Genomic DNA, 24,512 nt, shown 5'->3' with positions numbered 1-24,512 from the left:
GGGCGGCGTCAGGTCGGGGAGGTTCGCTGGTCATCACGTCCCCGGTGCACGCAGGTTCACGCTCCGCTCCTGTCGGAATCCCCCACCCGAGGAGAGACATGACCGAGACGCTGGCAGAAGACACGGCCCAGGCCGATCAGCAGATTCCGGCGTACCCCATGCCGCGGGCCGCCGGATGCCCCTTCGACCCGCCGCCGACCGCGCAGGCGATGCACGCCGAACGGCCGGTCGCGAAGGTGCGGATGTGGGACGGCAGCACCCCGTGGCTGGTGACCGGGTACGCCGACGCGCGCACCCTGCTCGCCGACCCGCGCGCCAGCTCCCGGGCCACGCTGCCCGGCTTTCCGCACCCGAGCGCCGGTTTCCGCGAGAACGCCAAACACCGGCGTTCCTTCATCTCCATGGACGACCCCGAGCACGCCCGGATCCGCCGCATGGTGACCGCGCCATTCGCCATCAAGCGGGTCGAGGCGATGCGGCCCGCCATCCAGAAGATCACCGACGATCTGATCGACGCGATGCTGGCCGGGCCCTCCCCGGCCGATCTGGTGCGCTCGCTCGCGCTGCCGCTGCCGTCCCTGGTGATCTGCGCCCTCCTCGGGGTGCCGTACGAGGACCACGAGTTCTTCCAGCGGAACAGCTCGCTCATGATCAACCGCTACTCGTCGGCGGACGACGTGGTCGCCGCCAACAACGCGCTGACCGACTATCTGGACGACCTCGTCGGGGTCAAACTCGCCGAGCCCGCCGACGACATGCTCTCCGAGCTGGCCGTCCGGGTCAGGAACGGTGAGCTGACCCGGCGCGAGGCCGCCTCCATGGGCGTACTGCTGCTGATCGCCGGTCACGAGACCACCGCCAACATGATCGCCCTCGGCACCGTCGCCCTGCTGGTCCACCCGGACCAGCTCGCCACCCTGCGGGAGACCGACGACCCGAAGGTGGTCGCCAAGGCCGTCGAGGAGCTGCTGCGCTACCTGACCATCGTGCACAACGGGCGCAGCCGGGTCGCGCTGGAGGACATCGAGATCGGCGGCGAGACCATCCGCGCCGGGGACGGCATCATCATCTACACCGGCACCGGCAACCGGGACGCGGAGGTCTTCCCCGAGCCCGACCGGCTGGACATCGGCCGCGACGCCCGCCGCCACATGGCGTTCGGCTTCGGCGTCCACCAGTGCCTGGGCCAGCCGCTCGCCCGGGTGGAGCTGCAGGTCGTCTACAGCACGCTCTACCGCCGTATCCCCACCCTGCGGCTGGCGACCGGCGTCGACGAGCTGCCGTTCAAGCACGACGGCCTGGTGTACGGCGTCTACGAGCTGCCCGTGGCCTGGGAATCATAAGAAGCGAGGGAGTCACCATGCGCGTGGAAGTCGATGTTCCGAAGTGTGTCGCGTCCGGTCAGTGCGTGATGATCGCGCCCGATGTGTTCGACCAGCGCGACGAGGACGGGATCGTCGTGCTGCTGGACGACCACCCCGCCGCCGAACTCCACACCGACGTAAGGGAGTCCGCCGTCATCTGTCCGGCGGCGGCGATCCGGCTGGTGGAGGAGGAGTGAGACGCGTCGTCGTGGTCGGCGCCTCCGCCGCCGGGCTCGCGGCGGCGGAGACGCTGCGCCGGGAGGGGTGTCAGCTGCTCTCGGGATACTGTGCATGAGGTCGAGTTAGCTCGATCGTGTGATGGTCGACTCGTGGGCTTGCGGCGCCGTGGGCCAGGCGGGTTAACGTGCTCGTGCGATCTGGGACGCCGGTACGGCGCCAGTGTGCGGGGCCCCCGCTCCACCAGAGGATGGTTCGGGGCCTCCCCGCCGCCTCTGGCCGTACCACCTGGCCAGGTCGCGCAGGGAACCGACCTCCCGGGCCCGGACCACGCACAGGATGCGTGTCACCGTCCCGGGGCTGAGTACGCCGGGGACCAGCACGCTCACAACCGTTCGGGGCGTGCGGCTGATCAGGGCTCACTCCTGCTCAGTCCCCAGGAACGGTACGACGGCGCCGTCACCCTCGTCGGTGACGAGCCGCGCGGCCGACGGGGCCGAAGTGCCGTACGACGGGCTGGTAATCGCCACCGGCGTACGGCCACGGCGGCTGCCCGGCGATCAGCGGGGCTGCCACGTGCTGCGCACCCTGGACGACGTGCTGGCGCTGAAGGACCGGCTGGCAAACGGCGGCCGGGTGGAGGCGGACGAGGTGCTGGTCGCCGTCGGGTCCGTACCCAACACCGAGTGGCTGGAGGACAGCGGCCTCCCTGTGGGCGACGGCCTGGAGTGCGACGAGTTCAGCGCCGCCGCCCCCGGCGTCTACGGGGCGGGGGACGTCGCGCGCTGGCAGCACCCGCTGTTCGGTACGGCGATGCGGATCGAGCACCGTACGAACGCCACCGAGCAGGGCATGGCGGCGGCCCGCAACCTGCTCGCCCCGGCGCCGGAGGCCCGGCGTCCGTATCAGCCGGTGCCGTACTTCTGGTCGGACCAGTACGGGCTGCGCGTCCAGGCGTACGGCCACCTGCGCGGCCATGAAGAGGTGGCCGTGGTGGAAGGCGGGCTGGACGAGGGCGCGTTCCTGGCCGCGTACCGGTGCGGGGACCGGCTGACCGGGGTGCTGGCCGTGGGCGTACCGCCCCGGGTGCTGCGCACCTGGCGGCAGTCGATCACCGCCGGGTCGCGCTGGACGGACACGGTGCGTCGGGCCACGACCGTGGTGTGACGCCCTGTGGGGGCGGGCGCGGCTCAGACCGCGTCCGGCCCCCGCTCCCCCGTGCGGACGCGCACGAAGTCGTCCACCGGGACGGCCCACACCTTGCCGTCGCCGATCCGCCCGGTGCGCGCGGCGGTCACGATGGCCTCCATGACGGCCTCGGCCTCGGCGTCCTCCACGACCACCTCGATGCGCGCCTTGGGCACGAAGTCGATGCGGTACTCGGCGCCTCGGTAGACCTCGGTGTGGCCGCGCTGCCTGCCGAAGCCGCTGGCCTCGGTGACGGTGAGGCCCTGCACACCGATCTCCAGCAGCGCCGTCTTCACGTCGTCCAGCTTGAACGGCTTGACGATCGCCGTGATCAGCTTCATGGGGTCGGGGTCCTGTCGGGGTGATGCGGCGGGCGATGGGCGGCGTTCTGCGGCACGCCGTGGCCCAGAACCCCGTGATCATAGGCGCTCTCGGCGTGCACGGCGAGGTCGAGCCCGGAGCGTTCGTCCTCCTCGGCCGCCCGGAAGCCCATGAACCGGTCGATGAGCTTCCCGATGCCGTACGTCATGACGAACGCGTACGCGCCGACCGCCAGCACCGCCACGATCTGCTTGCCGAGCTGGCCCGCGCCGCCGCCGGACAGCAGCCCGGCCGGGCCGCCGGTCATCGCGGAGGTGGCGAACACGCCGATCAGCACGGTGCCGACGATCCCGGCGACCAGGTGGACGCCGACGACGTCGAGCGAATCGTCGTAGCCGAAGCGGAACTTCCAGCTCACCGCGTACGAGCAGAGCACCCCGGCCGCGAGCCCGATCAGCAGCGCCCCGGCGACGCCCACGGAACCGCACGACGGGGTGATCGCGACCAGTCCGGCGACCGCGCCGGACGCGGCGCCGAGGGTGGTGGCGTGGCCGTCGCGGACCTTCTCGACCACGAGCCAGCCCAGCAGCCCGGTGCAGCCCGCCGCCTGGGTGTTGAGGAACGCGGCGGCAGCGAGGCCGTTGGCCCCCATCGCCGACCCGGCGTTGAACCCGAACCACCCGAACCACAGCAGCCCGGCGCCGAGCAGCACCAGCGGCAGGTTGTGCGGCCGCATGGCCTCCTTCTTGAAACCGATGCGCGGCCCGAGCAGCAGGGCCAGCGCGAGCCCGGAGGCGCCGCAGTTGACCTCCACGACGGTGCCGCCCGCGAAGTCCAGCGCCCCCAGCTTCTCCAGGATCCAGCCGCCCGGCCCGAACACCCAGTGCGCCACCGGAACGTATACGAGCAGCGTCCACACCGCGACGAACGCCACCCACGCCCCGAACCGGGCCCGGTCCGCGATCGCCCCGCTGATCAGCGCGGCCGTGATGATCGCGAAGGTGAGCTGGAAGGTGGCGTGGAGCAGCGTCGGCACAGAGCCGGTCAGGTCGGTAGGCCCGATGCCGCGCATCCCCGCGTACTCAAGACCGCCGAGCAGTCCGGCGCCGCCGAGGTCCTTGCCGAAGGCGAGGCTGTAGCCGGCGAACAGCCAGACCACGGTGACGACGGCGATGGAGACGAAGCTCATCATCAGCATGTTCAGCGCGCTCTTGGCCCGCACCATGCCGCCGTAGAACAGGGCGAGCCCGGGCGTCATGAGCAGCACGAGCGCGGTGCTGGCCAGCAGCCAGGCGGTGTCTCCGGCGTCGAATCCGCTCGGCATATCGATATGTCACCTTCTTGGTCGGCAGGGGTCGGCATCGGTGGGTGCTCGATGGCCGCCCAAGGAAGGGTCACGTCCGGTCGTTACCACGCGCGCACGGACGTGTTTCCCCCATGTTTCGCGTTGCGTCGGCGTTTCCACACGCTCACCGCGCACCGCCTAGCGAACACGGAGCCCCCGCGCGTCAAAAGCGTGACGTTTTCACCCTTCCGGGCAGCACGACCCGGGCATTGGGGTACTTTTCCGCCCATCCCGCATCGCCTCGCAGGCGACTTGAGCCATTCTCTGTTCGTGGCGCACGCCACATGGGTACTCTCCGTGAGGGGGTGGTGACATGGCAGGGATGCTGCGGTTCAGGCAGCCGCCGGTGCATGAGGTCACGTTAGGGCTGATGTTCCAGCCGTTGTCGCGACTGCAGTCGCTCGACCTGGCCTCACTGCGGGTCGACTGGCGCAGCGAGTATCCCAACCTGCGGGAGTCCACGCCGCTGACCCCATGGCAGCCCTCCAGCCAGGACGACGTGGAGTTCATGCGCTCCGGATTGCCCTGGCCGATGGGGCTCTGCTCCCTGTCCACCGAACTCGGTGACCGGAAGATCAAGTTCCAGCAGGACCGCTTCATCCTGACCTGGAAGTCCACCGGGGACGAGCAGCCCTATCCCGGCTATGACTCCCTCAAGACGGAACTGCTCGGGAAGTTCGACCACTTCTCGAAGCTCTCGCAGAACATCTGCGGCACGCTGCCCGAGGTGAGGCGGGCCGACGCCCAGTATCTCAACAGACTTCCGGAGATTTCCGCGTACCAGGCCATGGCCGGGGTCCTGACCGGCTGGTCGTCCAAATCGGCCTTCCCGTTCCGGGCGCCCGATTACTGCGGCTTCCGGGTGCAATACCAGCAGTCCGAGCGCGACGACCGGGTCTCCGTTCTCATCGGGGTCGATTCGGCGGTGACCGAGCCGTCGGTCGGCGAGTTCTCCGAGGGCTCGTCCCTGATCATCGACGCGGAGTCGCAAGTCGACCTGGGGGACGACTTCGCCCTGCGCATGGACGCGGCACATGAGGTGGTGAGCGGCGCATTTGTGGAGGCGACGAGCGCGCAGATGCGGCAGCAATGGGGGGAAATGAAATGATTGCGTCCGAGGCGTGCCCCACCGGGCAGTTCTCACCCGTCCGCAAGGACGAACCACGCGAGGCGGGGGTGTGGCTGATCAGGCGCGGGGACCGGGGCGGCGCGGAATCGCGCGCGCTGGAGAAGCAGACCAAGCTCGAATTACAGACCTATGTCAGCGGCAAGTTGCACGAGTTGAGGACGCTGCCCGACGACTGGGACGACGCCGGAGGCAGCGCACCCTCCCAGGCCGTCACCCACGCGGCCTACCGCACCCTGGACCGGATCTCCGACTACCGCACGGTCTTCCCCTTCATCACCCCCGGGGAAGAGGGCGCCATCCTCTTCGAGTGGCGGGCGGGCAAGGAGCGGCTGGAGCTTGAGTTCTCCCCCGACGAGCCCCCGTTCGTGCGTTACATCGACGCGGCGGGCGATCTGAAGGCAAACGGGGACCTGGGGGCCGAGGGCATCGGATACGAGAACATCCGCCGCTTCCTCTCAGCCCTCTCGACGCGCGTCTGGTCGGTCAATCCGAACTGGAAGAGGCTTTTCTCTTAAGCGGCGCTGAGAGGGTATTGAGGGGGGAGTGCTCTTTGAGCGCACGTGACGAAAACAACTCCGACAGCGAGCTGATCTATCGGCGGATACCGGAGGCACCGGGCTTCCTGGTGCCCGACCTGGAAACCGGGAGACGGGTGCCCACCCATACGGCGTTCCGATGGGACCCCGATGGAATCTCCGTCCACCGGAGTTCCCTGCTCACCGAGTACGGGCTGGGCCCCGAAGCGATGGTCAAGAAGCCGGGGCAGATGGTCTACGGCTTCCCGGCCCGGGCCACCCGCCCCTGCAAGGCGAAGATCATCGACGCGCCCGACCCCGAGGACCCGCCCATCGGGATGGCGCACGCCCTGATCCAGTGCGAGGTCCCCCGGCCGGACAAACCACGCCGCCGCGAGATCTCCGAGGCGCTGGCCGAGGAGTCCCGATTATGTTTCCCGGCCGAGTGACACCTGCCGAGTGACGCCTGCCGAATGACGGCGGACGGCTCTCGCGTTCAGGCGCGCTGGGCCGCTCGGTGGGCGGCGATGCGGCCCGCCACGATGTCCACCGCTAGGAAGGCGACCAGGGGGATGCCCAGCAGCGGCAGGTAGTAGCCCACCACGGCGACTCCCACGGCCAGCGGGGCCAGGACGTACCCCGGCACCTGCCGCCAGGTGCCGCGCGGGAGGGGGCGGCCGAAGGCGCCGGTGCGGCCGCGCTGCCACCACATGCGGTAGCCCCACACGATGAGCAGGATCAGGGAGAGGGCGAGTGCCGCCAGGGCGAGTTGGTTGACGATGCCGAAGAGGACTCCGGTGTGGAGGTCGATGCCCCACCGGCTCAGCTTGGCCAGCAGCGGATAGTCGGCGAACCGCACGGTGTCGGTGACCTCGCCGGTGGCCGGGGCGATGGCGACCGCGTCCTGCTTCTCCGGCCAGCTGCGCTGGATCTGGCTGACCGTGTACGCGGCGCTCGGGCCCGAGGGCGGCACGATCTCCACCGGGTCGCCGAGGCCCTTCGCCCGGGCGGCCTTCAGCACGGCGTCGTAGCCCACGTCGGTGGTGGCCTTGTGCCCGCCGTCCGAACCGCCCATGTCCATCCCCGGCATGGCGCCGTGACCGGCGTGTTCGCCGGAGAGCCCGGAGGCCACGGCCGGGGTGGTCTGGCCGACGGCGGCGCGCAGGTCGGTGACGTTCGCCCCGGCGTACGTGGACCAGGTGAGCCCGGTGGCGGACAGGAAGAACAGCCCCACCGCCACCCAGACGCCGACGCCGCTGTGCAGGGCGAGGGTGCGGCGGCGGCCGGTGGCGGGAGCGGCGGCCTCGGCTGCGGCGGCGCGCTTGTTACGGCGGCGGCGGGCGAACCAGAGCAGCAGCCCGCCTCCGGTGATCACCCACAGCCAGCTGGCGGCGAGTTCGCTGTAGAGGCGGCCGCTCTGGCCGAGGTGCAGATCGCGGTGGAACTCGTCGATCCAGGTGCGCAGCGGCAGGGCGCCGGTGCTGCCGTACTGCTCCAGCGCGCCGCGCACCTTCGCGGTGTACGGGTCGACGAAGACGGCACGGGTGTGGCCCTCGGCGACCCCCTGCACGCCGGAGAGCAGCACCCGGGTGGTGCCGGTGTCGTCCGGCGACGGGCGCACCGCGCTGATCGTGCCCTCCGGGTGGGCCTTGCGGGCGGCGTCGATCTGCCGGGAGAGCGGCAGCTTGGTGTCACCGGCCGGGACGCGCAGCTCATGGCCGTACATGACCTTCTCGGCCTGGTAGGAGCCCGCGTACAGCAGTCCCGTGGTGGCCGCGATCAGCAGGAACGGGGCCACCAGGACACCGGCGTAGAAGTGCAGCCGCAGCACCAGGGGGCGCAACACGGACCAGGCCGAGCGGGCAGAAGTCTCCCGGTCGGCCACGTCGCCCGCCGCATCGGCGGCCGGGGCGACGTGTTCGTCGGTGGACATGGCGGCCCTCCTGGATCGGGGGTGGTGCGAGGCGTGCTCGTCCAGTAGTCGGAGCGGAGGAGGGTTGAGTTCCGGCGCGTTTTGTGACCTGCGCCACATGTGCGCTCGTTTTATCAACTTGGGACGAGTTCACACCGTCACCCGGCGCGACTGGCACGATGACCGGCATGACACCCGGCCCAGCTCTCCGCACGACACGTGCCGCGATCTTCGCGGTGGTGTGCGTGGTGATGGCGGCCCTGGGCCATGCGGTGATGTCCGGCGGAGCCGTGTCGTGGCAGATGCTGGGCGCGGCCTTCCTCGCCACCGCCTCCGCGGCGTGGTGGCTGGGCGGGCGCCAGCGCGGGGGCGCGGTCGTGACCGGGGCGACGGTGGGGGCGCAGCTCGTGCTGCACCTGCTGTTCCACTTCTCGCAGTCCGTGCCGCTCCCGAGGGCGCCCATGGCGCATGGCGCGCACGGTGGGGCCGGAGGCATGAGCGGCGGCCACGGCGCGCACGGCACGCAGGGCATGAGCGGCATGGAGGGCATGGCCGGGATGGCCGACGCGCATCTGGCGTCGGCGGCGGGCGGCATCACCCCCGGCATGCTGCTGGCCCACGCCCTGGCCGCGCTGGTGTGCGGGCTGTGGCTGTGGCGCGGCGAGGCCGCCGCGTTCCGGCTGGGCCGTACGCTCGCGGCCGCCGTCTACGTACCGCTGCGCCTGATCCTGCGCCTGCTCGGCGCGGACGCCCTGCCGCTGCCCGCCCGCCGCCGTCCGGCGCGGCCGGGGGCCGGGCGGGCGCTGCGCGCGGCGCTCCTCCACTACGTGGTCGTCCGCAGAGGTCCCCCAGCGAGTCCGGTGCCCATCTGACCCGCCTGTCCCGACCGGTGACGGGCGGAAGCCCGTGACTTCCGGAGGACAACAGGCGATGACCCCTGCCCTCGTACAGGACCGCGACCAGCAGATCACCGCATGGGCGCTGGCCGCCCGCGACGGCGACGCGGACGCCATCGAGCACTTCATCCGCGCCACCCATCTCGACGTCTGGCGCTTCGTCGTCCATCTGAGCGGCGATGTGCACGGCGCCGACGACCTGGCCCAGGAAACGTATCTGCGGGCGCTGGCCGGGCTGTCCCGGTTCGCCGGGCGCTCCTGCGCGCGCACCTGGCTGCTGTCGATCGCCCGGCGCGCGGTCGCCGACCGCTACCGCGCCGCGGCCGCCCGCCCCCGTATCGCCGACACGACCGACTGGCGGGCCGTCGCCGAACGGACGCAGCCGGTCGGGCTGCCCGGCTTCGAGGAGGGCGTGGCCCTCCTCGAGCTGCTGGCGACGCTGGACGCCCCGCGCCGCGAGGCGTTCATCCTCACGCAGCTCCTCGGGCTCCCCTACGCCGACGCCGCCTCGGCCACGGGCTGCCCGGTGGGGACCGTACGGTCCCGGGTGTCCCGCGCCCGCGAGCACATGACCGCGCTGCTGCGGGCGGCGGAAGAGCCCGCGACGGCGGAGCGGGGTATCCCCGTACCGTCCTGCGGCTGACCGCTGACCGCTGCCCGATAACGCCTGACCGATAGCAGCTGACCGATAGCAGCTGACCGCTGACAGATTTCACTATCTGTCATCTGTTTTGAGGAGTCTGTCCGATGTCAACTGTCCGCACGATGCGCCGTCTCGGTGCCGTGAGCGCCGCCGCGATCGTCGCGACGATCGCCTTCGCGGGCCCCGCGTCCGCCCACGCCGAGGTCACGGCCTCCAACCCGCAGGCGCTGGCCAAGGACGTCGTCCTCACCTTCACCGGCGAGGCCGAGTCGGAGTCCGGCGGCTTCACCGACGTACGCGTGGTGCTGCCCGAAGGCATCGCGCCGGGAGACGTCACGCTGGACGAGGCGCCCAAGGACTGGAAGATGAAGCCCACGGAGGACGGCTACACCCTCAGCGGTCCGAAGCTGGCCGTGGGGACGAACGCCGTCCACAAGATCAAAGTGCGGCAGCTGCCCGACGCGAAGTCACTGGCGTTCAAGACCATCGAGACCTACAGCGACGGCAAGGTCTCGCGCTGGATCGAACTGCCCAGCGACGGCCCGGAACCGGAGGAGCCCGCCCCGGTCCTCGAACTCAAGGCGGCGGCCCCCGGATCCAAGCCGTCGAAGCCGTCCGAACCGTCCAAGTCCCCGTCCTCGTCCCCGTCGAAGGACACCGCGGACGAGGCCTCCGACAAGGCGTCGGACGGGACGACGAAGAAGGCGGACGAGGAGAAGAGCAGCGGCAACGCGGGCGCCGCGACCGCGATCGGCATCAGCATCGGCGTCCTGATCGTCGCGGGCGCGGGCATATGGGTGTTCAAGCAGCGCCGCTCGTCCTGACCGGGGCAGCTCCCGGGGCGGCTTGGGGGCTACGCGTTCTTCTTGAAGCAGATGACGAACGAATCGGCGCCGCCCTGAGTGAGGGAGCCCGTCGGGGGAGATAGGACAAGTGCGAAAGCTCGGGCACGGGTGAGGAACCTCTGGATGGCAGGACAGGTGTATGGGCCACGCACGGGCGCGGCCCGCTGACCGCGGCGGCGTCCTCGTGGCCGAAGGGGGCCAGGAACCCCATCGAGGCGTCGTCGTCGACGGCGTCCGGCGCGATACCGCAGCTGACCGCCGCAGGCCGCCGCCCGGAGCGATGTCCGGGCGGCGGCCCTGGAGGGGAGACGGAGGGCTCACATGGTGAGCAGCCGCTCCAGAACGTTGCGGTAGCCGCGCATGGCCAGGCGCAGCTCCTCCGTCTCCGCGGTGCCCGCGGCGCCTTCGTGCCAGGCGGCGCGGAGGGTGTGGCGGCGTTCGGCGAGGAGGTCGACCAGCCGGGCCGAGATCTCTTCGAGCAGCGCGTCCGCCTCTTCCACCGAGCCGCGCGGGGCATCCACGAAGCCACTGACCGCGTACCGCAGACGCTGGTTCAGCTTGTCGTGCTCGCTCGTCGGCAGGACGGGGAAGCCGGGCCCGTCCGGGGTGCCCGTGATCTCCGTACCGCCCGTGGCCTCCGTACCGCCCGTACCGCCCGTACCGCCCATCGCCCCACCCAGCGGCGGCACTTCGTGCTTCTCCAGGCCGTGGCGGCGGTGGCCGTTGTTGTGCTCGGGGCCGTGGTCCGTCTCCAGGCCCTGGTTCCGCTCCGGGACGTTGTCCGTCATCGCGCACCGGCCTTCCCGATGTGCCAGCCGTGGGACTTCCGGCTCCGCCCGGTCCGCCCGGTCTTCCCCGGCATCCCGCTGTGCCCCTCGTGCCCGTCGGACGCGTGATGGGGCGGCTTCACCAGCTCCTCGAAGAACGGCCGGGCGTGCACCACGGCCTCGCGCAGCTCCTCGGTGTCGGCCCGGCCCTCACGGGCGCGGGCGGCCGCGACGTGGAGCTGCCGGTAGCCCTGCACACAGTCCGCGTGGTGCACGGACAGCGCCGCCACCTGCTCCTCGTAGCGGTCCGACGGATAGCCACGGTCCCGCGCGAGACGGGCGAGCAGCTGGTCGGCCCCGGCCACCGCGTGCTCCGGGGACTCGATGAACTGCTCCTGGGTGCCCACCCATTCGGCCAGGTAGCGCTCGCGCAGCTCGCCGGGGAGGGGTTCGGTCTTGAGATCGCGGTACCGTCGCAGCCGGTCGCCGAGTTCGCGCTCCGCCGCCTTGGTGTCGCCCGCGTGCTCGGCGACGTTCAGGTCGTACTCGGGCCCGAAGTGGCGTCGCAGAGCATTCTTCCCGCCGCCCCCACGCGCACGTACGATGCCCGCGGCGAGCACGGTCGCCAGGACGACCGCAGCGGCAACCACGATGATGATCGCGCCAGTTGACATGGTCTGCTTCTGCCTTCCCGCAGGTGCCCCGCTGTTCGGGGGCTCTACGACGCCGGGTAGCCCACTCCCCCGCACTCAAACTGCGGCAATTGGCGATGCGCTCGCCGACCGGCGGGTGCCAGGATGCCGCTCATGCCCCGTACGCCCTGGACCGTCGCCGCACGGCCCGTCACCGACCCGGTCGCGGCCGCGCTGCTGCGCGAGTACATGACCGATGTGGCCGACCGCTACTACCGGCTCCATGAGGGGCGGGACGCGACGTCCGGGGAGGTCGAGCGGGCGCTGCGCGAGATGCCCAGCGACGACCTGGCCCCGCCGGACGGGGTACTGCTGGTGGCGTGTCACGACGGCGAGGTGGCCGGATGCGCGGGGCTGCGCCGGAAGGATGGCCGGGAGAGCCGTACCGGGGAGCTGAAGCGGGTGTTCCTGCGCCCCGGCAAGCGCGGACTCGGCGGGGGCGCCGCGCTGCTCGCGGCCGTGGAGAGCGCTGCGGGGCGCCTGGGCGTCGTACGGATCGTGCTGGACACCCGGCGCGATCTGGTCGAGGCGCGGGCGCTGTACGCACGCCACGGCTACCGGGACGTACCGGCGTTCAGCGAGGGGCCGTACGCCGAAGTGTGGATGGCCAAGGACCTCGCTTGAGGGACGCCGTACGGCGGAACGACGCCGTACGGCTCACCCCGGCGACTCCCGGCGCCCCGGCGGCTCCCGGCGCCCCGGCGACTCCCGGCGCCACGGCCGCTCCGCGTCGCAGCCGCACATCTCCCGCGACAGCTCGTCCACCAGCTCGACCAGATCCGTCGGCCGGTCCGGTGACCACCAGTCGCCCAGCAGCTCGGCCAGCGACGCCTCGCGCGCGCGGAAGAGGCGGTCCGCGACCTCCCGGCCCCTGGGGGTCAGGGTCAGGTCGAGCCCGTAGCGCACGCCGAGCCCGCGTTCCTCGATCTGGCGCGCCGCGCCGGTGATGGCCCGCAGCGGTACGGGCGTGCGCTCGGCCAGCACGGCGGGCTCGACCGAGCCGTAGTGGCGGATGCGCAGCAGCATCCAGCTGGCGGCCGGGAGCAGGTCGAACCCGGCCCGCTCGGTGATGTCGACGTAGATCCTGCGGCGGCCCTCGCGGCTGCCCAGCAGCGACAGGGCGCGCGCGCACTCGTCGTACGAGGAGCGCTCGACGGGGTTGCTGGCCAGTATCTCGCCGCCCTCCGGCGCGGTGACGCTGGCCCGCAGCGGCTCCTCCCGCAGGAACCAGGCGAGGACGAAGGCGAGCAGCACGACCGGGACCGCGTACAGGAACACGTCGGTGATGGAGAAGGCGTACGCCTGCACCACCCCCGCCCGGTCCCCCGGTGGCAGCCGCCCGAGGGCGCGGGGGTCGGCGGCGAGCCCGGCGGGGGTGATGCCGGGCGGCAGCGGCCGCCCGGCGAGCGCGTCGGCGATCTTGGGGGTGAGGTTGCCCGCGAAGATCGCGCCGAAGACGGACACGCCGAAGGACGCGCCGATGGAGCGGAAGAAGGTCGCGCCGGAGGTGGCGACGCCCAGGTCCTGGTAGCTCACCGAGTTCTGCACGATCAGCACCAGCACCTGGATGACCAGTCCGAGGCCGCAGCCGAAGACGAAGAAGTAGACGCTGGTCTCGACGACCCCGCTGGTCGCGCGCAGCTGGTGCAGGAGCAGCAGCCCGATGCCGGTCACCGCGGTGCCCAGGATCGGGAAGACCTTGTAGCGGCCGGTGCGGCTGACCAGTTCGCCGGAGACGGTGGAGCACAGCAGCATGCCGAGGACCATCGGCAGCATATGGACGCCGGAGAGGGTCGGCGAGACGCCCTGGACGACCTGGAGGAAGGTCGGCAGATAGATCATGCTGCCGAACATCGCGAAGCCGACGACGAAGCCGATCACCGCGCAGAGCGTGAAGGTGCGGCTGTGGAAGAGCTTCAGCGGCAGCACCGGTTCGGCGGCCCGCCGCTCCACGTGCACGAACGCGATCAGCAGGACGACGCCGAGCGCCCCGAGCCCGAGGATCTGCCAGGACCCCCAGCCGAAGCTGACGCCGCCGAGCGAGGCCATCAGCACCAGCGTGGCGGCCACCCCGGCGATGAGGACGGTGCCGAGGTAGTCGATGGTGTGGCGGGTGCGGCCGACCGGGATGTGCAGGACGGAGGCGATGACGAGGAGCGCGACGACGCCGACGGGGATGTTGATGTAGAACACCCAGCGCCAGCTGAGCTGGTCGACGAAGAGCCCGCCGAGCAGCGGCCCCAGCACACTGGTGCAGCTGAAGACGGCGCCGAAGAGCCCCTGGTAGCGGCCGCGTTCACGGGGCGGGACGATATCGCCGACGATGGCCATCGACAGCACGATCAGCCCGCCGCCGCCCAGCCCCTGGAGCCCGCGGAAGGCGATCAGCTGCCCCATGTCCTGGGCGAGCCCGCACAGCGCCGACCCGGCCAGGAAGATGACGATCGCGGCCTGGAAGAGCTTCTTGCGCCCGTACTGGTCGCCGAGCTTGCCCCACAGCGGGGTGGCGGCGGTGGAGGCGAGCAGATACGCGGTCACCACCCAGGACAGATGGTCGAGACCGCCGAGGTCGCTGACGATGGTCGGCAGCGCGGTGGAGACGATGGTCTGGTCGAGCGCCGCGAGCAGCATGCCGAGCAGCAGCGCGCCGATGGCCACCAGGACCGTGCGCTTCGGCCCGCCCTCCTCGGGGCCCGGCACCACGGGGTCCGGGACCGGAGTCGGGCGACCGGCGTCCTGCGCCATGACGACTCCTCGGACTCCTCGGCTGCTCGCCCTCCCATCCTCACCCCAACGCGCCCTTTATGCCCTGTTACGGTCGGCCGGGCCGGTTCGTCCGTGACGTGACCCGCACCTCCCCTGACGACGAACGCATGCGCGGAAGCCGATCAGATGCGCATAATCGCAGCGAAATACAGGGAGGGAAATTACGTGACGGCAGATTCCTGCCCGCACTGCTACGCGCCGGTCCGCGCGGGCCGAGCCAGTTGTGCGTGCGGCGCACGCGCCACCACGACGGGCCGGGCGACCGGCCCCGTGACCGGCGTACACAGTTCGCAGACCACCGACGACCAGACGACCGACGGTCAGACCACCGACGGTCAGACCACCGACGCCCGGGCGACCGGCGGACGGGCGGCCCGACGGGCGGCTCGCACCCCGCAGGCCGACGGCCAGCCGCGCGCCGTACGTCCGTACCTCAGGCTCTCCGGCGACCGCTCGGGCGGGCCCCGTCCGCGCGACGTCGGGAAGTTCTTCCGCAAGGCGAAGGCCGAGGCGGAACCCGGACCGGCGGAAGCCGCCGCGGCGGAAGCCGGACCGCGGCACGGCCAGGGGCCCACATCGCAGCCCGGACCGCAGTCCGGACCGCAGTCCGCGGCGCGGCCCGGCGCGGAGGGGAACGCCGCCGACGAGACCCAGGTGATCGACCGCATCGCGCCCATCACCCCGGTCGACCGCATCACCCCCGGAGGGCCCGTCGACCGCACCCGGGTGATCGACCGCATCACCGCGGCGGGCCGTCGCGACAGCGACGCGCCGGGAGCCGCCGGGGACGGCGTCAAGGCAGCCGCCTTCAAGGGAGCGGGACGCGGCGGCGGGACCGACCGGCCCCACGACGAGACCCTCAGCAGCGCCGACGACGACGGCGGCCGCCACCGCAAGAACCGCCGCAAGCCCGTCGCCACGGCGGTCGCGGGGGCCGCCGCGGTGGTCGTGGCCGGAACGCTGGCCTTCACCACCGGCCTGCTCGGCGGGAACAGGGACAGCGGCAAGCGCAGCGACGGCGCGCTCGCCGATACGCAGACCAGCACCCCGGACCTGCCGCCGGCCGAGGACGAGGGCGCCACCCCGCCCAGCAGCTCCCCGCCGACCAAGAAGAAGAAGCCCAGCTCCCCGCCGTCCCCGGCGAAGCCGCCGAGCACGAGCCGGAGCCAGAACCGGGTGGCCCCACCGGCGCCGACTACGCCCGCGGCGCCGCCCACGACCAACCGCCCGACCACCCCGCAGACGCCGGAGGACCCGGGCACGCCCAGCTCACCGGAGAAGACGAAGGAGCCGACCAAGCCGCCGACCAGCGAGCCCCCGAAGACTCCCGAGCCCACCGGCCCGCCGGTGCTCAGCGAGGGTGACAGCGGGGCCGAGGTCGAGGAGCTGCAGAAGCGGCTGACCCAGCTGCTGATGTACATCGGCATCGCGGACGGCAAGTACGACGACGGGCTGAAGGACGCGGTCGCGGCGTACCAGGACCGGTACGGCATCGAGGACGACCCGGAGGGCGTCTACGGCGAGAACACCCGCCTCGACCTCGAATCCCGGACCGACGAACCGTAGACCGACGTCGAGCGCGAGACGGGTGGGTGTCGAAAGACACCCCCCGCCCCTGGCGTACGGGCGGGCCGCTTTGTATCGTAGAGGAACAAAGTGGTTCCGCCCGTTTTCCCTGACCGGCGGGCGGAGCCACTTGTGTCTCTTTGGCCTGCCCGCGTCCTGCCCGCCTCCCGCCGCGCCCTGGAGTCCCCCATGCCGCTCACCGCCCGCGCCCTGCTGCTCGACATGGACGGCACGCTGGTCAACTCGGACGCCGTGGTCGAGCGCTACTGGCGGATCTGGGCCACCGAGCAGGGGATGGACCCGGCCGAGGTGCTCCAGGTGGTCCATGGCCGCCAGGCGCACGCCACCATGGCGGCCCTGCTGCCGGACCGGCCCGTGGAGCAGAACCTGGCCGACAACCGGTGGATGCTCGAACGGGAGACCGCCGACCTCGACGGCGTCGTACCGATCACCGGCGCACCCGCCTTCATGGCCGCGCTCGCCGATCTGCCGCACGCCCTCGTCACCTCCGCCGACGACGGCCTGGCCCGGGCCAGGATGGGCGCGGCCGGACTGCCGCTGCCCACCGTCCTGGTGACGGCGGAGCGGGTCGGGGCGAGCAAGCCGGACCCGGAGGGCTTCCTGAAGGGCGCCGCCGAACTGGGCTTCGCGCCGCGGGACTGCGTGGTCTTCGAGGACTCGGAAGTCGGCATCGCGGCGGGCCGGGCGGCCGGGATGCGCGTGGTCGGCGTCGGACCGCGCGCCGCGGCCCACGCGCCGGACGCCCACGTACGGGACCTGGCACAGCTGCGGGTCGAGGCACTGCCCGGCGACGAGGGCCTGCGGCTGCACCTCGCGGACGTCGCTGACGTCGCCGACTGAGCGCGGCCCGCGCCCGTATACGCCTACGGGACCGGGCCGCTCAGCCTTCTCACGCCGTCTACGCCGTCTACGCCGTCTACGCCGCCACGGCCTCGTACAGGCTGAAGCCGCCCAGCGCCAGCATCACCAGCGCCGCGACCTTCGTGATCAGCCGCAGCGGTACGTACTTCATCAGGGTGCGGCCGCCCAGGATGCCCAGCGCCGCGACCGCCCACAGGGCCAGCACCGCGCCGACGCCGACCGACACCGGGTCCTCGTAGCGGGCGGCGAGGTTGGCGGTCATGATCTGGGTGAGATCGCCGAACTCGGCGACCAGGATCAGCATGAAGCCCGCCCCGGAGACCTTCCAGAACGACTGGTCGGCGGGCTTGGTGATCTCCTCCTCATCCTCGTCCTTCTTCAGCAGCAGCATCGCCGCGCCGCCGAGGAAGAGCAGGCCGACGATCGTCTGGAGCAGCCGGTGCGGCAGCAGCCCGAGCACGCTGCCCGCCGCGATGGCGATCCCGACATGGACGGCGAAGGCGGCGGCGACGCCCGCGAAGACGTACGAGGCGCGGTAGCGGGTGCCGAGCATCAGCCCGGCCAGGGCGGTCTTGTCGGGCAGCTCGGCGAGGAAGACGACGCCGAAGACCACGGCGGCGACGGTGAAGCTGAACACGGGCTGGATACCTCTTAGGGTCGGGCCGCACCGAGGGGCCCGGGGAAAGGGGTCGCTTCGGCACGGCAGCGTCGGACACTGCGGCCGAAGGTCTCGCTGGCGTACGCGCCTCGCCCGATGCGGCGGTGGCCTCGTACGCTCCGGGCGCCGGCTCGCACCTCTAGGTCCTGTCCGTCGGGTCTTCGTGGATCAGGCCGCGGCGTCTGGTGCCGTGCATCGCAAGGCGGAGGATCGTCCTCGTACTGGGCGTACTCGGACGACTCCGACAACGCAGCGAGGCGCGGTGCCAGGCGTCGGGGCCCCGCGAAGATCCGTCGGGCAGGGCCTAGGGGGCGGGCAGTATGTCGACGGTCCGGCGAGGAGCTACTCCCCTTCTGCTGCCGACCAGCCTACGGGACACCTCCGGCGCGACCGCCCGCGGGTCCGCCACCAGGCACGACCGGTGGCGGCGCGGGGGCGGCGCGAGGGGGCGGACCGGTGGCACACGGCCCCGCCGCGGCGGGCGACGGCGGCGCCGGAGCGCAACCGCCACCCCTCCACTTGCGGAAGCCCCTTGCGTTGACATGACCGCGTCGCCACTCTGTTACCTGGCGCCCGCCCCACCGACATCTGGCGCCACCACGATGGCCCCGTTGCCGTGGCCAACGACCCCCCACTCCTAGGGAGTTCGCATGTCGCACATGCATGACCGCCGGCGCGTCTACGCGCGTCGCGCCGCCGTCTTCGGCGGGTTCGCCGGGCTGCTGGGCACGCTGGTACTCAGCGGACCCTCCGCCCAAGCGGCCCCGCCCACCCCGCCGAGCGCCGCCACCGCCCGCACCCAGCTGGCCGCCCTGACGGTCAAGGCCGAGGGGTCGTCCGACGGTTACAGCCGGGACAAGTTCCCGCACTGGATCACCCAGAGCGGCGCCTGCAATACCCGCGAGGTAGTCCTCAAGCGGGACGGTACGAACGTCCAGACCGACTCCAGCTGTGCCGCCACCAGCGGCACCTGGAAGTCCGCGTACGACGGCGAGTCCTGGACCGCGGCCTCCGACGTGGACATCGACCACGTGATCCCGCTCTCCGAGGCATGGAAGTCCGGCGCCAGCAGCTGGACCACCGCCCAGCGCCAGGAGCTGGCCAACGACCTGTCCCACTCGCAGCTGATAGCCGTGACGGACAACGTCAACCAGGCCAAGGGCGACAAGGACCCGGCCAAGTGGCTGCCGCCGCTGTCCTCGTACCACTGCATGTACGCGCGCATGTGGGTCTCGGTGAAGTCCACCTACAAGCTCAGCGTCGACTCGGCGGAGAAGTCCGCGCTGAGCGGCATCCTCAACAGCTGCTGATCGGCTGACGACCAGCGGAACCGCGACGCCGCCCCCGTCGTTCCGTACCTTACGACGCCGTCCGTACCGTACGGGCGTACGGTACGGAACGCGGAGCGACGGAGGAGGGCCGGATGGCCGGGCTGCGCCTGGGACCACTGCTGCGGCACGTGGACTGGGAGACGGGGACGGACGCGACCGTCTGGGTGGAGGCCGACCGGCCCTGCGAGGCCGAGGTGCGCTGCGCCGACGGCGCGGGCGGCACGGCCCGCACCTGGCAGATCGCCGGGCATCACTACGCGCTGATCCCGGTCACCGGGCTGCGGCCGGGCGGTGAGACGGCGTACCGGGTGCTGCTGGACGGCGAGCAGGTGTGGCCGCTGCCGGACTCCCGCTTCCCGGATTCCACGATCCGTACGCCCCACGTGTCCGATGGCCCGGCTGATGATCCTGAGCCCGTCCGCGTCGCCTTCGGCTCCTGCCGGTGGGCCGCGCCGCCGTCCGACGCCTCGCACGACCCGGTGGGGCCCGACGCGCTGGACACCCTCGCGCACACCCTCGCCACCTCGTCCGACGCCCCGCGCCCCGATGTGCTCGTCCTGCTGGGCGACCAGGTGTACGCGGATGAGACATCCGAGGAGACCCGCCGCTGGCTCGCCGAACGCCGCGATCTGTCGGAGCCGCCGGGCGACCAGGTCGCGGACTACGAGGAATACACGCGGCTGTACTACGAGTCCTGGCTCGACCCCGAGGTGCGGTGGCTGCTGTCCACCGTGCCCAGCCTGATGATCTTCGATGATCACGACGTGATAGACGATTGGAACACCAGCGAGGCGTGGCTGAACCGGATGCGCACCACCCCGTGGTGGCGCGAGCGCATCCTGAGCGGTCTGATGTCGTACTGGGTGCACCAGCACCTGGGCAACCTCTCCCCCGCCGAACTCGCCGCCGACGGCCTGTTCGCGGCGGTGCGGGACACCGAGGACGGCACGGAGGCGCTGCGGGCCTTCGCCTCCCGGGCCGACGCCGACCCCTCGTACACCCGGTGGAGCTATCGCCGCGACTTCGGCCCGGTGCGGCTGCTGATGGTCGACACGCGCGGCGCCCGGGTACTGGGCGAGGGCGCGCGGGCCATGGTGGACGACAAGGAGCTGGCCTGGGTGCGGCAGCAGGCCCTGGACCGGGCCGGATCGTACGACCACCTCCTCATCGGCACCTCGCTGCCCTGGCTGCTGCCGCACTTCGTCCATGACGTGGAGGCGTGGAACGCCTCGGTGTGCGGCGGGCGGCGCGGGGCGCGCTGGGCGCGGATCGGCGAGGATCTGCGGCAGCGCGGCGACTTGGAGCACTGGGCCGCCTTCCCCGAGTCCTTCGACGCCCTGACCGATCTGATCGCCGAGGTCGGCGAGGGTCCTGACGCGCCCGCGACGATCAGTGTGCTGTCGGGCGATGTGCACCACGCGTACATCGCCGAACCGGACTGGTCCCGCTGGCCGCGCCGCCCGGTCAGCGAGGTCCGCCAGCTGACCTGCTCCCCGGTGCACAACAGCATCCACGCCTCGATCCGCCTCGGCTTCCGCTTCGGCTGGAGCCGGGCGGGCCGCGCGCTGGGCCGCCTCTTCACCCGCCACGGCCGCGTCCCGAAGCCCCGGCTGAGCTGGCGCAAGACCGGCGGCCCCTGGTTCGGCAACCAGCTGATGACGCTGACGCTCCAGGGCAGAACCGCGCGGCTGCGCCTGGACCAGGCCGTCCAGGCGGCCGACGCCCCGGAACCTCGTCTGACCACCCCGCTGCGGACGTCCTGGCCGTAGAGCCCTCGCGGGCGCTCGCCGGAGTGATACAGGACACAACGGAGGGAGACGTTCCGGCCCGCGGGTGGAAACCCGGGGAGCGAACGGCATGATGGGCGAAATCCTGCGTCACATCTGCCCCGGGAGAAACACCTTGGCCGGAGACCCCCACGCCATAGCCATCGTCGGGGCCGGTCCCCGTGGCACCAGCGTGCTGGAGCGCCTCTGCGCCTCCGCGCCGGAGCTGACGCCCGGGACCCGGCTGACCGTGCACCTCGTGGACCCGTCCCCGCCGGGCGCGGGACGGGTGTGGCGGACGGCGCAGCCGGGCGAGTTGCTGATGAACACCGTCGCCTCGCAGGTGACCCTGTTCACCGACGAGAGCGTCGAGTGCGACGGCCCGATACGCACCGGGCCGAGCCTGTACGAGTGGGCCACCGGCCACGGCACCGGCACTCCCGGCCACGGCACCGGCACCGGCACTCCCGGCCACGGCATCCCCGGCACCGGCACCCCCGGCGACGACGCCCCCGCTCCGTCCCTCGGCCCCGACGACTATCCGAGCCGCGCCCTCTACGGCCGCTACCTGGAGTGGGTGTTCGCCGAGGTCGTCCGTACCGCTCCGGACGCCGTCACCGTCCGCCCGCACCCGGCCCGCGCCATCGGCTTGGCGGAGGCGGCGGACGGCACCCAGAGCCTGGCCCTCGACGACGGCACGCGCCTCGGTGGACTGCGCGCCGTCGTTCTGGCCCAGGGTCATCTGCCCCGCACCCCCGACGAGACGGAGCGACGGCTCGGCGCCCACGCGGCCCGGTACGGGCTGCGCTACTACCCGCCCGCCAACCCCGCCGATGTCGACTTGTCACCCATCGCGCCCGGTGAGCCCGTACTGCTCCGCGGCCTCGGCCTCAACTTCTTCGACCACATGGCGCTGCTCACCGAGGGCCGCGGCGGTTCGTTCCGCGCTGTCGCCGACGGGCTGGTCTACCACCCCTCCGGCCGCGAGCCACGGCTGTTCGCGGGCTCGCGGCGCGGCATTCCGTACCACGCGCGCGGCGACAACGCGAAGGGCGCGCACGGCCGTCACACCCCGCTGCTGCTGACCCCGGACGTCCTCGGCGGCTTCCGCAAGCGGGCGGAATCCGGCGATCCGCCGGACTTCCTCACGGAGGTGTGGCCGCTGGTGGCGAAGGAGGCCGAAACCGTCTACTACGAGGCTCTGCTGTCCCGCCAAAGCCCGGGCGCCCCACCGCACTTCCGGCGTCACTTTTTGGCCACGTCGCACGGGTCGGCCGAAGAGGCCGAGGTGCTGCTGGCGTTCGGTATCCCGGCAACCGGGCGCTGGTGCTGGGAGACGATCTCGCAGCCCCACCGCGAACAAAAGTTCACCACGCGTGACGCCTTCCGGCGGTGGCTGCTGGCCTACGCGCGCGCGGACGCGGCCCACGCCCGGCTCGGCAATGTGACCGGTCCGGTCAAGGCGGCGCTCGACGTCCTGCGCGATCTCCGTAACGAGGTGCGGCAGATCGTCGACCACGGCGGGCTCACCGGGTCCTCGCGGCGGACCCATCTCGACCGCTGGTACACCCCGCTGAACGCGTTCCTGTCGATCGGCCCGCCGCGCCGCCGGATCGAGGAGATGGCCGCGCTGATCGAGGCGGGGGTGCTGGAGATCCTTGGTCCGGGTCTGGACGTCACGTCCAAAACACCTGATGGGCCGTCAGGCCAATCCGGGTTCACCGCCCGCTCGACGCTCATCCCCGGCCCTGCGGTGATCGCCCGGACCCTGATCGAGGCGCGGCTTCCGGAACCGGATCTGCGCCGCACCGCCGACCCGCTGCTGAACGGACTGTTCCGCTCCGGGCAGTGCCGACCGCACCGGGTGGACGGCTACGAGACGGGCGGACTGGACGTCACCCCGGCCCCCTTCCGTGTCGTGGACGCTCAGGGACGGCCGCATCCGCGCCGGTTCGCGGTCGGCGTGCCGACGGAGGGCGTCCACTGGGTGACGGCGGCGGGGGCGCGTCCCGGCGTGAATTCGGTCACGCTGTGCGACACGGACGCGGTGGCGCGGGCCGCGCTGAGCCTCGTCACGACACCCGAACCGCGCCGGAAAACCGCGCCGATGTGCGCCGTTGGGCTCTGAGGAGCAGCCCCAGGCACGGCCCCGAAGCCCCTTCCCGGGCCCTCACATTGGCAGGTTCTTGAACTTGCAACAAAAGATGAGGGGAACCTAACCTGTCGGTCCGTTGTTTCTCCGTCCCCAGGAACAAGGAGCAATCCCCTCATGTCCCCCGACACCTCTCCACGCTCACTCGAAGGCCTGCTGGACAGCGGCAGACCGTACGCACTCTCCCTCTTCCGGATCGTCGTCGGCCTGCTCTTCTTCTGCCACGGCGCCTCGTCGCTGCTCGGCTGGATGGGCGGCGCGATGGGCACCGGCAAGACCCTCGAAGCGGGCACCTGGCCCGGCTGGTACGCCGCGGTGATCCAGCTCGTCGGCGGCGCCCTGGTGATGCTCGGCCTCGGCACCCGCGTCGCCGCGTTCATCTGCTCGGGCTCGATGGCCTACGCGTACTTCCACGAGCACCAGCCGGAGAAGCTGTGGCCGCTCCAGAACGGCGGCGAGGCCTCGGCCATGTTCTGCTGGGCGTTCCTGCTCCTCGTCTTCACCGGCCCGGGCCCCTGGGCGCTGGACCGCATCTTCGGTTCGTCCCGTACGGCCTCGGCGGCGGCCGAGCCGCGGCGCCAGCCGAGCGCGGTCTGACCGACGGGTCGCCGTAACACGACCGTGAACTTGCGGTGAATCGCGCCATGCGGGGTCACGTGCCCCGCATGGCGTGATTCGAACAGCATCGTCACCCCTTACCGGTATCCTCGATCGTCACAGGCGTACGCTGTATGGCTGTAAGGCCGCTCCCGCCCGCTCCACGCGGACGAGGACGCGGCGGCGGGGGAACGGGATCGGGAGAAGAACGTTGTTGGAACATTTGGGGCTGCTGACCAACACCCCATGGATCTACGCAGTCATCGCGGCTTCGGTCCTGCTCGATGTCTTTCTGCCCGTCCTGCCGAGCGGCTTCCTCGTCATCACGGCCGCCACCGCCGCCGCCGGAACCACCGTCGACCCGGTCGGCGTGGTGCGCCAGGCCGACGCGGCCGACTTCCCCGAGATGTTCGCCCTGCTGCTGTGCGCGGCGACCGCGTCCGTCCTCGGCGACATGGTCGCCTACCGGCTGGCCTGGCGCGGCAGCGACCGGCTCGACCGGGCCATCGCCCGCTCCCGCCGACTCACCTCGGCCCAGGAGAAGTTGGGCACCGCGCTGGTGCGCGGCGGCGGACCGCTCGTCGTCATAGCGCGCTTCGCCCCCGCCGGGCGGTCGGTCGTCAGCCTGAGCGCGGGCGCGGCACACCGTCGGGTGACGGAATTCCTGCCCTGGTCGGTGGTGGCCGGTCTCGCCTGGGCCGCGTACAGCGTGGCGCTCGGGTACGTCGGCGGCCAGTGGCTCGGCGCCAGCTGGCTGGGCACGGCGGTGTCGGTCCTCGCCCTGTTCGCGGCGGGCGCGGGCGCGGCGTATGTGATGAAGCGTCCGGCCGAGGACGAGGCCGGGCCGCTCGCGGCCCCGATGGCCACGGTCCCGGCTCCGGCTCCGGCTCCGGCTCCGTAGGGGATGTAAGGCCCGCAAGGGCTACGTGTGCGGCCGATTACGGATCACCCCGGAATAGCCGTTACGGTCCTCCCCATGCGACTCATGCGTCCCATGCGT

At 71.8% G+C, this 24,512-nt stretch carries 24 protein-coding genes; 17 read left to right on the top strand and 7 right to left on the bottom strand.

Annotation, left to right across the window (positions count from 1 at the left end; genetic code table 11):
• Nucleotides 1-98: 98 nt before the first annotated feature.
• The 3 genes from ACWC5C_RS00600 to ACWC5C_RS00590 all read left to right on the top strand — a co-directional run bounded on the left by ACWC5C_RS00600 (nucleotide 99) and on the right by ACWC5C_RS00590 (nucleotide 2,708).
• Nucleotides 99-1,343, top strand: a complete 1,245-nt coding sequence (locus ACWC5C_RS00600) for a cytochrome P450 (RefSeq protein WP_450872361.1) — start codon at nucleotides 99-101, stop codon at nucleotides 1,341-1,343.
• Between the two features lie 17 nt (nucleotides 1,344-1,360).
• Nucleotides 1,361-1,561 carry a ferredoxin gene (locus ACWC5C_RS00595; protein ID WP_385444824.1) on the top strand — a complete coding sequence of 67 codons (201 nt, stop codon included), beginning with the start codon at nucleotides 1,361-1,363 and terminating at the stop codon, nucleotides 1,559-1,561.
• 451 nt (nucleotides 1,562-2,012) lie between these two features.
• Nucleotides 2,013-2,708 carry an FAD-dependent oxidoreductase gene (locus ACWC5C_RS00590; RefSeq protein WP_450872359.1) on the top strand — a complete coding sequence of 232 codons (696 nt, stop codon included), beginning with the start codon at nucleotides 2,013-2,015 and terminating at the stop codon, nucleotides 2,706-2,708.
• Nucleotides 2,709-2,731: 23 nt separating this feature from the next.
• On the opposite strand, the gene ACWC5C_RS00585 is transcribed toward ACWC5C_RS00590, so the two are convergent.
• Nucleotides 2,732-3,070, bottom strand: a complete 339-nt coding sequence (locus ACWC5C_RS00585) for a P-II family nitrogen regulator (RefSeq protein WP_450872357.1) — start codon at nucleotides 3,068-3,070, stop codon at nucleotides 2,732-2,734.
• Nucleotides 3,067-4,374: an ammonium transporter gene (locus ACWC5C_RS00580; protein WP_450872355.1), complete on the bottom strand. Its 1,308-nt coding sequence runs from the start codon at nucleotides 4,372-4,374 to the stop codon at nucleotides 3,067-3,069. Before ACWC5C_RS00580 ends, ACWC5C_RS00585 begins: the two co-directional genes overlap by 4 nt.
• A gap of 334 nt (nucleotides 4,375-4,708) precedes the next feature.
• On the opposite strand from ACWC5C_RS00580, the gene ACWC5C_RS00575 reads away from it, so the two are divergent.
• The 3 genes from ACWC5C_RS00575 to ACWC5C_RS00565 are packed head-to-tail and all read left to right on the top strand — an operon-like array spanning nucleotide 4,709 to nucleotide 6,488.
• A complete protein-coding gene (locus ACWC5C_RS00575) occupies nucleotides 4,709-5,503 on the top strand; it encodes a TIGR04255 family protein (protein ID WP_450872353.1) in 795 nt (264 codons plus the stop codon).
• Complete coding sequence (locus tag ACWC5C_RS00570; RefSeq protein ID WP_385444816.1) at nucleotides 5,500-6,039, top strand: hypothetical protein; 540 nt, start codon at nucleotides 5,500-5,502, stop codon at nucleotides 6,037-6,039. Before ACWC5C_RS00575 ends, ACWC5C_RS00570 begins: the two co-directional genes overlap by 4 nt.
• A gap of 35 nt (nucleotides 6,040-6,074) precedes the next feature.
• The gene (locus tag ACWC5C_RS00565) at nucleotides 6,075-6,488 is read left to right on the top strand and encodes a hypothetical protein (protein ID WP_450872350.1); all 414 of its coding nucleotides are present in this window, start codon (nucleotides 6,075-6,077) and stop codon (nucleotides 6,486-6,488) included.
• A gap of 47 nt (nucleotides 6,489-6,535) precedes the next feature.
• On the opposite strand, the gene ACWC5C_RS00560 is transcribed toward ACWC5C_RS00565, so the two are convergent.
• Nucleotides 6,536-7,972, bottom strand: coding sequence for a PepSY-associated TM helix domain-containing protein (locus ACWC5C_RS00560; RefSeq protein WP_450872348.1), 1,437 nt, complete (start codon nucleotides 7,970-7,972; stop codon nucleotides 6,536-6,538).
• A gap of 167 nt (nucleotides 7,973-8,139) precedes the next feature.
• Here ACWC5C_RS00560 and ACWC5C_RS00555 point away from each other — a divergent pair, with 167 nt between their 5' ends.
• From ACWC5C_RS00555 to ACWC5C_RS00545, 3 genes are all read left to right on the top strand, one after another.
• A complete protein-coding gene (locus ACWC5C_RS00555; RefSeq protein ID WP_450872346.1) occupies nucleotides 8,140-8,823 on the top strand; it encodes a hypothetical protein in 684 nt (227 codons plus the stop codon).
• A 58-nt stretch (nucleotides 8,824-8,881) separates the two neighbouring features.
• Nucleotides 8,882-9,490, top strand: a complete 609-nt coding sequence (locus ACWC5C_RS00550) for a sigma-70 family RNA polymerase sigma factor (RefSeq protein ID WP_450872344.1) — start codon at nucleotides 8,882-8,884, stop codon at nucleotides 9,488-9,490.
• Between the two features lie 104 nt (nucleotides 9,491-9,594).
• Nucleotides 9,595-10,314: a DUF1775 domain-containing protein gene (locus tag ACWC5C_RS00545; protein WP_450872342.1), complete on the top strand. Its 720-nt coding sequence runs from the start codon at nucleotides 9,595-9,597 to the stop codon at nucleotides 10,312-10,314.
• A gap of 338 nt (nucleotides 10,315-10,652) precedes the next feature.
• Here the strand turns inward: ACWC5C_RS00545 and ACWC5C_RS00540 are convergent, their stop codons facing one another.
• Complete coding sequence (locus ACWC5C_RS00540) at nucleotides 10,653-11,123, bottom strand: hypothetical protein (protein WP_450872340.1); 471 nt, start codon at nucleotides 11,121-11,123, stop codon at nucleotides 10,653-10,655.
• Nucleotides 11,120-11,776: a hypothetical protein gene (locus ACWC5C_RS00535; protein WP_450872338.1), complete on the bottom strand. Its 657-nt coding sequence runs from the start codon at nucleotides 11,774-11,776 to the stop codon at nucleotides 11,120-11,122. The genes ACWC5C_RS00540 and ACWC5C_RS00535 overlap by 4 nt, the downstream gene beginning before the upstream one ends.
• A 123-nt stretch (nucleotides 11,777-11,899) precedes the next feature.
• On the opposite strand from ACWC5C_RS00535, the gene ACWC5C_RS00530 reads away from it, so the two are divergent.
• Nucleotides 11,900-12,418 carry a GNAT family N-acetyltransferase gene (locus ACWC5C_RS00530; RefSeq protein ID WP_450872336.1) on the top strand — a complete coding sequence of 173 codons (519 nt, stop codon included), beginning with the start codon at nucleotides 11,900-11,902 and terminating at the stop codon, nucleotides 12,416-12,418.
• A gap of 33 nt (nucleotides 12,419-12,451) precedes the next feature.
• Here the strand turns inward: ACWC5C_RS00530 and ACWC5C_RS00525 are convergent, their stop codons facing one another.
• Nucleotides 12,452-14,539 (bottom strand): DHA2 family efflux MFS transporter permease subunit, encoded by a 2,088-nt coding sequence (locus tag ACWC5C_RS00525; protein WP_450872335.1) that lies wholly within the window; start codon nucleotides 14,537-14,539, stop codon nucleotides 12,452-12,454.
• Nucleotides 14,540-14,725: 186 nt separating this feature from the next.
• On the opposite strand from ACWC5C_RS00525, the gene ACWC5C_RS00520 reads away from it, so the two are divergent.
• Together ACWC5C_RS00520 and ACWC5C_RS00515 are read left to right on the top strand one after the other, a co-directional pair.
• Nucleotides 14,726-16,126, top strand: a complete 1,401-nt coding sequence (locus ACWC5C_RS00520) for a peptidoglycan-binding domain-containing protein (RefSeq protein WP_450872333.1) — start codon at nucleotides 14,726-14,728, stop codon at nucleotides 16,124-16,126.
• A gap of 189 nt (nucleotides 16,127-16,315) precedes the next feature.
• On the top strand, nucleotides 16,316-16,987 hold the full coding sequence (locus ACWC5C_RS00515) for an HAD-IA family hydrolase (RefSeq protein WP_450873208.1): 672 nt from the start codon (nucleotides 16,316-16,318) through the stop codon (nucleotides 16,985-16,987).
• Between the two features lie 76 nt (nucleotides 16,988-17,063).
• Here ACWC5C_RS00515 and ACWC5C_RS00510 read toward each other — a convergent pair whose 3' ends face one another.
• A complete protein-coding gene (locus ACWC5C_RS00510) occupies nucleotides 17,064-17,645 on the bottom strand; it encodes a TMEM165/GDT1 family protein (RefSeq protein ID WP_450872331.1) in 582 nt (193 codons plus the stop codon).
• Nucleotides 17,646-18,316: 671 nt separating this feature from the next.
• On the opposite strand from ACWC5C_RS00510, the gene ACWC5C_RS00505 reads away from it, so the two are divergent.
• The 5 genes from ACWC5C_RS00505 (at nucleotide 18,317) to ACWC5C_RS00485 (ending at nucleotide 24,413) form a co-directional block, all read left to right on the top strand.
• A complete protein-coding gene (locus ACWC5C_RS00505) occupies nucleotides 18,317-18,976 on the top strand; it encodes an HNH endonuclease family protein (protein ID WP_385444791.1) in 660 nt (219 codons plus the stop codon).
• Between the two features lie 113 nt (nucleotides 18,977-19,089).
• On the top strand, nucleotides 19,090-20,766 hold the full coding sequence (locus tag ACWC5C_RS00500) for an alkaline phosphatase D family protein (RefSeq protein WP_450872329.1): 1,677 nt from the start codon (nucleotides 19,090-19,092) through the stop codon (nucleotides 20,764-20,766).
• An 88-nt stretch (nucleotides 20,767-20,854) separates the two neighbouring features.
• On the top strand, nucleotides 20,855-22,891 hold the full coding sequence (locus ACWC5C_RS00495) for an FAD/NAD(P)-binding protein (protein ID WP_450872328.1): 2,037 nt from the start codon (nucleotides 20,855-20,857) through the stop codon (nucleotides 22,889-22,891).
• Between the two features lie 141 nt (nucleotides 22,892-23,032).
• Entirely contained in the window at nucleotides 23,033-23,512 is a 480-nt protein-coding gene (locus ACWC5C_RS00490; protein WP_450872326.1) for a DoxX family protein, read from the top strand.
• Between the two features lie 211 nt (nucleotides 23,513-23,723).
• Nucleotides 23,724-24,413, top strand: coding sequence for a DedA family protein (locus tag ACWC5C_RS00485; RefSeq protein ID WP_450872325.1), 690 nt, complete (start codon nucleotides 23,724-23,726; stop codon nucleotides 24,411-24,413).
• The last annotated feature ends 99 nt before the right edge of the window (nucleotides 24,414-24,512 follow it).

The sequence above is a fragment of the Streptomyces sp. NPDC001700 genome (genome assembly GCF_053596435.1).
The sequence above is the reverse complement of the archived record's forward strand: the minus strand, read 5'-3'. Positions and strand labels throughout refer to the sequence as shown.